This is a genomic window from Bacteroides sp. 1001136B_160425_E2, from assembly GCF_015559655.1.
Lineage (GTDB): Bacteria > Bacteroidota > Bacteroidia > Bacteroidales > Bacteroidaceae > Bacteroides > Bacteroides luhongzhouii.
In genome coordinates, this window is the sequence record NZ_JADMQH010000003.1 from 56,994 (window position 1) to 69,807 (window position 12,814).

Below are 12,814 nucleotides of genomic sequence, written 5' to 3' on the forward strand. Positions count from 1 at the left end.
TATGAAAAAGCTGTTGATTTTACTGGCATTTGCTTTTCTGTTTCTCTCTCTCACCTCTGCGTCTTCTTTTGACGAGCGGAAAAAGTATCTCCTTGATTATTACTCCAAAGCTCGGCCGAATGACCAATATTGGGGAGATAATGATATCAAGACAGCAATGGGATTCGTTCTGGCTCGTCTGGAAACAAAGAAAGACGTCAAGTATGCCCTGGATATGCTGAACCGGATGCAGGAAGATGCACCCTTCGATATGTTCGATTGTCATCAGAATATCGATGCGTACCTACGCTTTCAGTCTGTGTACCCGAAAGAACTGAAAGAAAAGGTACGGAAACGCATGACGAGCGAGGATTACCTGGCAGATGGAAGTACTGAAAATCATAGACTAATGTTTAAAACAGCTGGATATCTTACCGCACTGGCTTTCCCCGACTGGGGGAAAGCCGATACGGTAATGACACATTGCCGTTCAGTACTGATGGATGTAATGGATAAGACAGTACGTTATGGTATCAAAGAGTTTGATTCTCCTACATACGGCACATTCTATATCACTTGCCTTCTTTCTTTATACGACCACAGCAAGGATGCTGAATTTAAGAAACAGGTGCAAATGACGCTTGAATGGCATTTACTTAACATGGCACCCGAATGGTTGAATGGTTATTTCATCTCTTCCTCTTTACGGGAATATTATTTTGCTTGTTCTCCCCACATGATGAGTCCTTATCCACTTTTGGGCTGGTTGTTTTTTGGTGGTGGTCCCAATCCGGTATTAGAGCAAAAGTATGAAAACGGAGAATTGATTGTGAACAATGAAGGTTTTTATTCTGTACTGGCAGCCGTTTCTTCCTATCGTGTACCAGAGATTATACAGCATATAGCGTCGGATAGAAAGAAGGCATACGTGCATAAAGAATCGCATGATATGACTCCATTTGCACAACTCAACTATCCATGGGGATTCAAGAAATATACGTATATCAACAAAACGTATGGATTGGCTAGTCAATGGGATGGAATCAGCTTGGGATGGAGCGCGCAGATGCGCCGGTGGAAACTGGTGTGGGAATCGGATGCGCCGGCAAGTACTTTCTTCCTGACTCACATCAGCCATTATGGTAGATCAGCCGAAAGCCTTTTCGGAGCTACTTGCCGCGAACAAGTGCTCCAGCATAACGGTACGTTGCTGGCCATGTATAAAATAGAATCGGAAGAACCTCATCCGTATGTGACAGGAGTAGTGCCTATCGACGCGATAAAACAAATGAAAGAGGACGAATCCGGTTGGATATTCTTTGACGGGGGAAGTGTTCTGTTTGCCGTAAAATTCTGTCATCCATACACCTGGGACGAAGACCGGGTATTTCGTGGAGTAAAACATAAGATGTTACGCTGCGACCAACGTGGTACTGCCGCAGTCATAGAGACCTGTTTGCCGGATAAATATCAACCCACAGGAACGAAAACAGCTTTAGACCTGTTTGCAGAAGATATACTGAAAACAACGAAACTAGAATACATCGTTACCAATCCGGAATATCGACAGACCATTTATCACTCACTTAGCGGTGATACACTGAAAATTATCTATAATTACGGACGTTTTGTCAACGGAGAAAAGGTAGATTATGAAAATTGGCCTTTGTATTCAAACCCATGGATGGAACAAGCTGTGAACGGACGTTTCCTGAATGTTTCGCATGGAAAAGAATCACGCGTGTATGACTTCAGGAATTGGAACGTAATAGATAGCAAAGAGAATTAATAATATGATGAAACCGATCTTATTCAGCCTGACACTGGCATTCACCGCATTGGCTTGTTTTGCACAAGACTATTATGGGAACAACCGTAAGCAGTGGCTACAAAAAGCAGAACAATATAAACCGAAACTTATCATCACAGAGAAAAAGCCGCTGAAAGTAGTGGATATTGTACCCGACGCACAATCGTTTCAGAAATACAAAGCAGTAGATGTCAGTCCTATCGACTCTTTATACTCTATGCCTTTCAGACTGAAAAAAGAAATTACGATTGATTTCGGAGAGCATCTGACCGGATATTTTAGTTTCTCCGTCAGAAGCACCGGGCTTGCAGCCGACGGTCCGTTAAGGTTTAAATTGACTTTCGGGGAAGTTCCTTCGGAAGTGGCTGTTCCTTTTGATTCTTATAAAGAAGGCTTAAGCAGGGCATGGCTTCAGGACGAAGTTGTTTCTGTAATGTATGTGCCGCAAACAGTCACTCTTTCACGCAGGCTGGCTTTCCGCTACGTAAAAATCGAGCTGTTGGGCAGTTCTCCTTATTATGATTTCAACATACATGATATGAAATGTATGGCTCAAACTTCTGCCAAAAATATACCTGAAGAGCTTCCGCAGACAGTTGATCCCATGATAAGGAAAATAGATCGTGTCGGGCTCAATACACTGAAAGAATGTATGCAAACCGTTTACGAAGATGGTCCGAAAAGAGATCAGCGTCTTTGGATCGGCGATTTATACCTGGAAGCCCTTGGCAACAATTATTCTTACAAGCAACACGACCTTACAAAGCGGTGTTTGTATTTATTAGCCGGATTGAGCGATCTGAACGGATATCTGTTGGCTACAGTAATTGAAAATCCTGTACCGAGAGCTCAGGACAAACAGTTTCTTTATGAATATGCGCTACTGTATAATGTAACATTAAAAGACTACCTGGAAGCAACGGGCGATATGGAAACTGTCAAAGACTTGTGGCCTGTGGCTAAAAAGCAGCTGGATATTGTCCGTACCAATGTCAAGGCGGATGGATTGATGGATTTTGAGAAAGTAAAGAAAGACTGGTGGGTGTTTTTCGATTGGAAAGAGGATTTGTATAAAGAGGTTCCTTTACAAGGAGTATCTATATTTGCGCTAAAGGAATCCTACAAATTGGCTCAACTGCTCGGAAAAGAAAAAGAAGTTGCCGACTTGCCTGCATTAACTAACAAAATGATAAAGGCTGCCCGAAAAAACTTATACAACCGGAAAACCGGCCTTTTCGTCGGAACAGGTGACAAGCAGATTTCCTATGCTTCACAAATATGGATGATCTTAAGCGGAGTTGCCGGTAAAGCCGAAGGCAAAAAGGCTTTATCAGCATTGACTACAACGCAAGATGTTTGTTATCCCGGCACTCCTTATATGTATCATTATTATATTCAGTCACTGATAGATTGCGGGATGAACCTCGAAGCAAAAGAGGCTTTAGTCAATTATTGGGGAGGGATGATCGCCAAAGGAGCTGATACTTTTTGGGAGGCATACGATCCTACAAACGACTTTATTTCTCCATACGATTTTTATCCTATCAACAGCTATTGCCACGCTTGGAGTTGTACACCTGTTTATTTTATCAGGAAATACCCTGAAATATTTCAGAAGTGATTCAATACGGTGCCTAAAAAGCCAAGAACGGTGCAGTCATGAGTACATCAATTAAAAATTCAGCGCTCTGCCAACGATTTTTCATTTTCATTTCTCATATTCTCATTGATGACTGATAAACAACAAATAATCAAATAAATAGCTTATGAGAAATACTATATTAAAAAGTATTTCTCATAATATACCCTCTATTTTAGCTTAAAATTCACCTTGTTCTCATAGTATTTCAAGGTATTTCTCATAGTCAAGATACTATCTTCTTCCTTCTTCTGGTTAAAGATAAACAAGTTCCAATTGTTCCATATATTGTGGGAAAGTATTCTCTTATATTATGGGAATTTATTCCTAGAAAATGAGGGAATATTTTCCCAATTAGTAGGGAATACTTTCCCACAATATATGGGACAAAGACACAATTACTATAATAGCACAATACTAAATGACCTATACCACACCCCATTCTAATGAAAAGATTGAAGGGTTCCTAAAGAAAGAAATCACCTTTACTACGATACATTGTAGCAAAGGTGATTCATAAGATCAAGGCGCTTCGGACGATCTTTTATAAACTTAAAAACCTATTGGAAAACCTTCTTATTAAGAACCGGATAAATAGAAAAACTAAAAGACACAGGTTCCGCAAAAAGCACATATTGTTCGAGTGGGGGAGGCCCGCAGCTCCTATTACCAATCGGATATGTTTTATAATCGATATTCCATGTGACGTTGTCCGTACGTTTTAATTGGCTTTCATCTATTGCTTCAGACAGGTTTTCAAGGGAGTAATGCATTGCACTGGATTCAATAAATGGCATACCTTCGGCGACAAGTCCAATTCCCTCATTGTCGGTCAATGACACCCATGAACAACGATATTTGTTTCCATTCTCTTGAGGATATGCATGATGCGTAAACTGTTCATCTACAGTTCCGGAGAATCGGCCCAAACGAGCTCCTGAATGTCTGTCGTTATATGTATCATACGGTCCGTAGCCATACCATGAAAAAGTATCGTTGCCGGATTTTACGGTCATTGTATAACCTATACGGGGGAAGCTGATTATATTGCCAAATGGCTTCAGATCAGTATCTATCTGTACTTTTCCGGAAGGATCAACAATATATTTGGTGGTATATTCCACGTACGACTTATTTCCCGGTTTTTGTGCAACGAATGTTGTTGCTACACTGACTGTACCATTCTTTTCTTCGGTCAATTTAAACGATTTCAACTTATGTTGCAAACTATCCAGACCGGCTTCTACCCATTGACGAGAGATTTCATTCTCCGTTTTGGGACGATAACCACCATCATTATGAGTCGGAGCCCGCCACAGATTGATTTGAGGACCTTTCTCAAGGAATTCCTTTCCACCCACGATCCAGCTTTGAATGAGCCCCGTCTTCTTGTTGAACACAATATTTATACGATCATTATAAATGCCTATTTCATTCGCTTTCTTCTGTACAGTCAGCTTTCCGCCATTTCCTGTGTTTTCTTCCACCGGAGGATTCACTTTTCCTTCTTGCAAGGTAAATTGCTCCCATGCGATTTCAAATCCTTTAGGTGCCCATATTACATCCTTCTTTAAGCAAGCATTAATTTCGAGTATGACTTCTCCTCTCTGTCCGGAATCAGGATATCCGGTATCTATTTTTACTCGGGCAGAAGTGCCCGGAAAAGCCTCAATATCGGTTAATTCACCTTTCTTTATCAGTTCACCGCCTGCCATCAATTTCCATGAAAAACGAAATGCGGAAAGCGGCAGATAATTATACTCGTTTCTGATGGTCAGTTCTCCGTTAGAATAATCAAAACGGATATGCTGATAGATCTTCTTACATTCATTGATAGCCGGCTTTATTTTCCGGTCTGCAAAAACAAGTCCATTAGTGCCGTTGAGGGAAGAGAAATATTCTTTGCCTGTAACACTGTCTTTTCTAATCACGCTCTGATCTACCCAATCCCAGATATAACCGCCTATCAGACGTGGGTATTTTTTCACTGCATTCCAGTATTCCTGATGATTACCCAATGCATTACCCTTAGCGTGAGCATATTCGCACATCAATACCGGACGTGTTTCACCTTCTTGAGTAGCAAGCTTTATAATTCCTTCTACAGACGGATACATGGTACTGACAACGTCTACAGCCGGAGGTTCGGGAGGATTCACTGCCGGACGGTTGGTCTTCATAAAATCGATGCCATAACCATATTGTCTTGAACCTCCATTGTGCATATAGGCCTCGAAATGTACAAGGCGGGTAGGATCGTAATCTTTAACCCATGAGGCCCGTGCAGCATTGTTTGCTCCGACACCCGATTCGTTTCCCAATGACCAGAAAATAATAGACGGGTGGTTCTTATCTCTTTTTACCATTCCGGCAACACGTTCCATTTGAGCAAAAAGCCAACACTCATTATTTGAAAGTTCAGCATCGGCCCCACAGGTTTCCACATTCGCTTCGTCCATGACATAGATGCCATATTCGTCGCACAAATCATAAAATGCCGGATCTGCAGGATAATGAGAGGTCCTTACGGAATTAAAACCGAATCGCTTCATTAAAGTCACATCCTGTACCATTCTTTCGTAAGGAACGGTTTTTCCTTCCCATGCGTCATGGTCGTGCCTGTTTACTCCATAGATGTACTCGCGTTTTCCATTCACGCACAGTTCATGTTTATTCTTGAATTCAACTTTGCGAAAACCGATACGGGAACTTCTTGATTCCACTACGTTGCCTTTATGATCCTTTAATGTCAGGACTATGATATACAAGTTAGGCGTTTCGGATGACCATAACAAAGGTGCCTTTACATTCGTTTCCAGATATTTTGCCAATGAAAAATTCTGTTGATACTTTTCGGTCGTAATCGTCTTGACCGGCATTGACATATTCACTCCAAGAGCTAGAGTACCCTCTTTGGTGTATAATCTGGCTTCAAGCATCCAGTCGGAAACATCTACCGTTTTCTTGCTGGATATGACAGGCCGTATACGCAGTTTTGCGTCTTTATAATCCTTGTCCAAATCTGTAATTACAGCAAAGTCCTGTATGAAAACATCAGGGCGTGATTCAATATAAACATCCCGGGTGATGCCATGAAAGCGCCAATGGTCCTGATCTTCAAGATACGAGCCATCACTCCATCTCAACACCTGGACAGCCAATTGGTTCTTTCCTTTTTTCAGAAAAGGAGTCATATCGAATACTGCAGGCAGAGTACCTCCATCTTCATTATAACCTACTTTTTTCCCGTTTACATATAAATAGAAAGCCCCTCTGACTCCGGCAAAATGAATCAATACATTCTGTCCCTCCCATGATGCAGGCACTTCAAATGTCTTCCGGTACAATGCTATATGATTGTCTTTACGCGGCACAAACGGAGGATTGACAGGACGAAATTCATAGCCTTGCCCGCAATAAACCTGATCGCCATACCCTTTCATTTCCCAGGTAGACGGAACAGGTATATTATCCCAGGAATCATCATTTGTTTCCGCTTTCATAAAATCAGACGGAAGATTGTCCCAATCTGTAATGAACTTAAACTTCCATGTTCCATTCAATGACTGATACCGGGAGGAGGAAGAGCGTTTCACTTGCAACGCTTCTGTTTCAGTAGGAAATGAAATAGATGTTGCACCGTATGGTTCCCTGTTAATACTGTTAATTAAAGGGTTTTCAAATTCACTTTGCCCGAATCCTATGGGTGGCGTAGCATAACTATCACTACCATCAAAAGGTATTTGTGAAATCCCCTTGACAGACAGACATAATAGAAATATTATAATCAGTTGTTTCTTCATTTTCATTCTACCATTTTCAATAATTAGTATTCTAGCACGCTTTATTTCTCTACGCCAAACTCAACCTCATTCGCCCAATGTTCCTTCCAGTCCGGATGGAATGCTCTGGAGTTTTTCTTCGAAACGCTTCGGCCGCGTGCTATTTCCATACAAGCAGCCCCGGCGCCATCATCGTTGATACGGGCAGAGAATTTAATTTTATCGCCTTTATCAATGGCTTTTTTCACATCCGGCATTTCGGACCATGGAATAGCACATTCATAATACAATGTATTACCTTCACGTGTAGTAATCAGCTTTCCATCTTTTACGGCTCCGTCAAAGGAAGATTTGGGCTGGCGAGGATAGAAGTGTTTTCGCGGCATACCCGGAACAAGCATTCTCCATATTTCAAAGCCACCGCCATATTCGGGAGCAACAGTATTCAAAGCGTATTCATAATCTGTACATTTATAACCGATGTAACGCGGCATAGTACCTTTCGTTTCAGCTTCCATACCATCTTCGCCGATTGGAATTACATTGAAAGCAATCAGTATATTATCTGTTGCTATCCCATTGGTGCCATCCGGTAATGTAGGTCTTTTACGGTAAGTGAAACGACGTACCTGCTCCGGCCATACCAAAGGAACCAAATCATCTTGAGAAACAACATGGCAAGTAACATCTTGAGGCAAAGAAGAATCTGAACCGATAAGATAATATCCTAATTGCCCATATTTACCCATCCAGTTTCCGACAGTATCAAAATCACGGTTTACAAGTTTCGCTGAAGCGCCGGCATTACCCGAATTAACAACATTGTCCGATGAGTCAAAAAAGATACCTGATAATTTTGTTGTGTACCACCAACCATAAGATGAACAACGTATGCGCACATTACCACATAAATCCAATGTCAGATAAGTACCATTCCATAGTTTGTCTATCTTGGTAGAAAGTAATTCTTTGCCACTGTCTTTGTCATAAACAGTAACAGACAGGCCATTCTGATTTATACTTGGGAAATAAAAAGAAGTGCGGGTATATTTATCTTTCGGCAAATGAATATCCATACCCATCGACAGAGTAGTAGATGTATTTTCCATATAATTCATCATACGGCCTTTTGCCGAAGGCAATTGCAGTGCTTTTTGGTCTGATTCTGCCGCAGGCTGCGTTACTATGGTAGAATGCATGGCATATATGGTCTGCATATAAGCTGTGTCAGGATAGAAATAATCATCATCATTGCGAGTCTCAAATCTCAATGTTCCTTTATTGGGAGTTTTATCCGCAACTTTTGCTGCAAAGTAGAAATAATCGTCATCGTAAGCCAGGTAGGTATGCGCCAATCCTTCCGCATTACTATCAAACTTCTGATATGGATACCACGCAGCTTCCGTCAGAGAAATGCTGGCCTTGGAAGAACCTTCTATCGTTTGTGAAATCATGTTTTGCCAGTCATTCAGATTACCATCTATCTTTATCGTTTTCTTTGCAATGTAATTGACATGCATATTCTCCCAATGCACGGCGAATCCATCTTTTCCTGCATCGAAATGAACTTCAAGCGGATAGTTATTGTCTACACTGGCAGTTCCGTTTGTCACTTTCGCTCTGATAGTTTTTGTCTCATTGGGCTTAAACGATACATTCTGCGGATAAGATATATCCAGATTACCGATAGAAACAGATAACACACCTTTCACCGGACGATTGAGGATATTGGTCAGTTGAAGTTCCATTTCCGGTTTGCTGGCAATGGGAGCTGTAAAGTCTTTCGCAATTATTTCGACAGGTTCATACCCCACAATGTCCGCCTTACTAATGGCCGAAACAAGTTTGTCAAAAGCTCCCTTCTCACCATTTACACGCATATAATATCCCTGATAATTAAGAGGAATTTCATAGATTCCATTTTTAGGAGCAATGGCATTTCCATAAAAATCATAAAGCTGGAAAGAGGGATTGGCTTTCAGTATCATTTTCCCGTCTGTGATGGGATAGTATGTATTGAGTTCGTTTTCTATCTTTTTACGTTCAGCACTATTCGCTGGTAATGTTTTTAATTGATGATGCAAATCGACTTTTTTTCTCGCTTCGCTTAAGCTACGCACATTTCTGAAAAGGATATTCTCTGCACCGAATGCTTCACCCAAATCTCCGGCAATCACAATCGTCCCATCGTCTTTCTTATTTTCGTATCCGTCAAAGATCATTACCCAAGGCAAACCATTTTTAAAAAGAAGCCTGTTAAACTCCCGTTCTCCGATCATACTTTGTGCTGCTCCCACAGCAGCTGCCGCAGACCATGTATTGTGGAGTTTAGGCATTGTTTCTTTTCCTTTTTCAGTACGGACTTCCATATTACGCACTGACCGGTTCGGGTCTCCTGAATACATATATCCGCCAAATATCCCCATCGACCTGTCGTATCCGGCAGAACGATTAGCCGCAATAACAAGTCCTACACGATCGTCGGTATTCCCTACCCAACTTTCAGTATCCCATATTTTCACACGTCCCTTGTTATCCTTTCGCTTATTCCACTCGGGATATAATACCGGTGCCTCCATACCTTGATAGTGAATGGAAAGGAAATCAAAGATAGGTAAAATATCCATTGTGCCATCAGCAAAAAACTTATCCAACGCATTCGAATTAGAGTCACCTCCTCCCACAAGAACATCTATGTCTTTCTCCCGGGCTTCAATCACCGCTTCAGCCATTTTCGTATATATCTCTTTATATCTTATCATATCAGCCTGCCAACCGGATATGGAAGTTCCTTCCCACGGTTCATTCCACAAACAGACAGCTGTTACCGGTCCTTTGGGCCAGCCGAAATCAAGACATAATTCTTTTACGAATTTCTTAAAGTCTTCATCCAACTCGGGAAGCCATACTAAATCCTGTTTCGTATGAAGAAATTTCCCATTCTCATCCAAATGCGGCCTGGTAGTACCCAAAGGCATGGACTGTGCCATACGTCCCTCACCAAACATGAGCATAACAGTGATATTATTATCCATGAAATCCTTCATCAATTTCTTTAATTCTTGTCTGAATCCTTGATAATCGGGATTATCAGGTGATATGAAAGGAATACCGTAGCGAATGGACTGAACACCCACTCTATTCAAAAAATCCACTCCCAAGTAATCCAAAGATTGTTTGGGATATTGCATTTTCACTAATGACGGTTTCATGCTATAGGCAAAACTTGTACCCAATCGACGCCCGTACTTTCCAAGATCAAACACAACGGCATATCCTCCAAAATCCTTTATATCGTCTACCGATACAGACGTATTGACATAGCCATTCGGCAAAATTGATAAGTGAACAGGAATCACCTTCTCATAATCAAGCTTAATCATCTGAGGCAGCCAAATATCATTGGGGATTCCTTTCGTTCCATAGCGAAAGACGTGTACTTTCGCATCTATATCTATTGATTGTGATGTGTTGTTAATCAACTGAAACTTGAGGCGGATATCATCTCCCGGCCAAAAAACATTAGCAGGAGCAGACGATTCTATCAGATTTACATCGAAATCGTAAAATCTTAGTCCATTTTTTACACCCATTATTTCTTCGTAGCCTACCCAATTTTGGGGGTCTTTCATTTGTGCTGTTAATGTCGAGACAGTCATGAAAGACAAAGCTATTAGTACAAGTATCTTTTTCATAATATTATATTTGTTTTTTACATCAGTTATTTGGTGTCTTCATCCATCATCCGCTGCGCTTCTATACCTGCGAATATGACAGCAAATGACCCATGCGTATCATCGTCGAAAAATGGACGGTTCATATAATAGTTCACATCTTCGGTACACATGGTTCCTATACAGATTTTATGTACCGTTCCATCGTCTTCGATTTCGGATGCCACTGCATCCCATCCTTTCAATGCAATCGGCATGAACTTTTTCTTATCCAGCCAGCCATACCTGATACCGCGTATTATACCCATTGTAAATATAGCCGTACCCGAAACTTCCTTGGGAGAATCGCTACGATCGATTACATTATGCCAGAATCCGTCAGGACTCTGATATTTTATCAGAGAATAGACAAAAGTCTGATATTGCTTGAGTATTGCTTTGTATTTGGGATGATTCTTAGGCAATGCCATCAATACGTCAGACATAGCCCAGATAGCCCACCCGTTGGCACGTGCCCAATGAGGGAGTTTAACATCGGGACGTGATGTATAATTGGCATGCATATAAAGATGAGTGTCTTTATTCCATACGTGTTTCGTAAAGTCTATGATCTGATTGGCTGCATCATCGAAAAATATTTTTCGCAACTCCGGTGAATCGCTGTATAATCCAGCTTGTATCAAGAAAGGAATACCCATAAACATATCATCTACCCATACAGTATATTTTTCCGGCGTATCACGGGTATAGTTGCTCATTCCTTCACTTCTGATTTGTCCGAAACGTGCATAATTTATCATTTTATCTATGTATGTCTGATAAATATCCCTATTCTTAAAATCCTTATCCATACGCAAACGGTATAGAATGGGAAGTGAAGGAGCTAATGTAAAATCAAGCAATGTGGAGTTAATCACCATTGCATTGGCTGAATTATATGCCCGCAAATGATTGACTTGATAGTCCACAAATGGCATACCTTCCATCTGATAGTCGCAGAAGTCAGTTGCCCATTTAGTATATTTATGTGCTCCGGTCAATTCACCAAGTTGCTGCATAGCCCAGGCAACACCTCCATTATGGTAATTCCATTGATAAGTAGTTCCCCAAACTTCGGGGTCTATCATTTCTCCGAGTACTTCTATTTTAGGAATTGTCCAGGTCACCGGACCATGAAGTCCTTTATACATATATCCAAACCTAAATTCCTGTTCCGGTTCATGCACTACGTCAATGCCACCTTGAAAAGGTCCGATAATGAGCCAGTTGGTAAGATCGGATACTTGTTTATCAACATGACTCAAATTGGTTAATCCTATTTGAGGATAATTTCTGGCAGTGGATAAAACAGCATCATTATCACTTGGTGGTTGTAAAAACACACACCATTCTTTACCGAAGGTGGCCGACTTTATCAACACATCGTTATTACCACTTTTCAACGGGAGCAAAAATGAAGAAGTCATCTTCATACTTCGTTCCCCCCGATTTATTTTAATATCCCGTTTCCCTTTATTTTCATAAACCAGTTGTCCGTTACACCAGATTTTACAGGCATCGTTATGCTCCGTTTCTACACGCATGGTGGTATCACGTGGAAACGACAGCTGTGTATAGGCATAGGCCACAGCTTCTTGTCCCAAACCAAAGGTACGTCCAAAATCCACAAAGTTTAACGTGTTGAAAGAAGTACTACACGAAGCAAGTCCCAACTTGTAGGCAAAGGGAGTTTCTCTAATTAATTTATCACCAATCTTCTTTACTTTTTCTACAGGTGATTCTTTGCTTTGTTGAGGAAGAGCAGTACCTACCCCCAACAATGCAGATAATAACAAGCATATCCATTTCTTCTTTTTCATCGGATCATTTCAGATTATATAGATTTAGCTAACGCGTCCCAATTAGGACAATGATAACAATTGCAAATCTA

The 12,814-nt window shown here is 41.0% G+C and carries 5 protein-coding genes; 2 read left to right on the plus strand and 3 right to left on the minus strand.

Going from position 1 to position 12,814, the window contains the following annotated elements; genetic code table 11:
- The first annotated feature begins 1 nt into the window (after position 1).
- Together I2I04_RS03740 and I2I04_RS03745 are read left to right on the plus strand one after the other, a co-directional pair.
- The gene (locus I2I04_RS03740) at positions 2-1,768 is read left to right on the plus strand and encodes a hypothetical protein (RefSeq protein WP_195654336.1); all 1,767 of its coding nucleotides are present in this window, start codon (positions 2-4) and stop codon (positions 1,766-1,768) included.
- 7 nt (positions 1,769-1,775) lie between these two features.
- Positions 1,776-3,410: a glycoside hydrolase gene (locus I2I04_RS03745; protein WP_195654459.1), complete on the plus strand. Its 1,635-nt coding sequence runs from the start codon at positions 1,776-1,778 to the stop codon at positions 3,408-3,410.
- 578 nt (positions 3,411-3,988) lie between these two features.
- On the opposite strand, the gene I2I04_RS03750 is transcribed toward I2I04_RS03745, so the two are convergent.
- Genes I2I04_RS03750 through I2I04_RS03760 form a run of 3 tightly spaced genes read right to left on the minus strand, consistent with a single transcriptional unit; the run spans position 3,989 to position 12,743 of the window.
- The gene (locus I2I04_RS03750; protein WP_195654337.1) at positions 3,989-7,237 is read right to left on the minus strand and encodes a glycoside hydrolase family 2 TIM barrel-domain containing protein; all 3,249 of its coding nucleotides are present in this window, start codon (positions 7,235-7,237) and stop codon (positions 3,989-3,991) included.
- Positions 7,238-7,272: 35 nt separating this feature from the next.
- On the minus strand, positions 7,273-10,905 hold the full coding sequence (locus I2I04_RS03755; RefSeq protein WP_195654338.1) for a hypothetical protein: 3,633 nt from the start codon (positions 10,903-10,905) through the stop codon (positions 7,273-7,275).
- A gap of 26 nt (positions 10,906-10,931) precedes the next feature.
- Positions 10,932-12,743 (minus strand): glycoside hydrolase family 105 protein, encoded by a 1,812-nt coding sequence (locus I2I04_RS03760; protein ID WP_195654339.1) that lies wholly within the window; start codon positions 12,741-12,743, stop codon positions 10,932-10,934.
- Positions 12,744-12,814 lie beyond the last annotated feature (71 nt).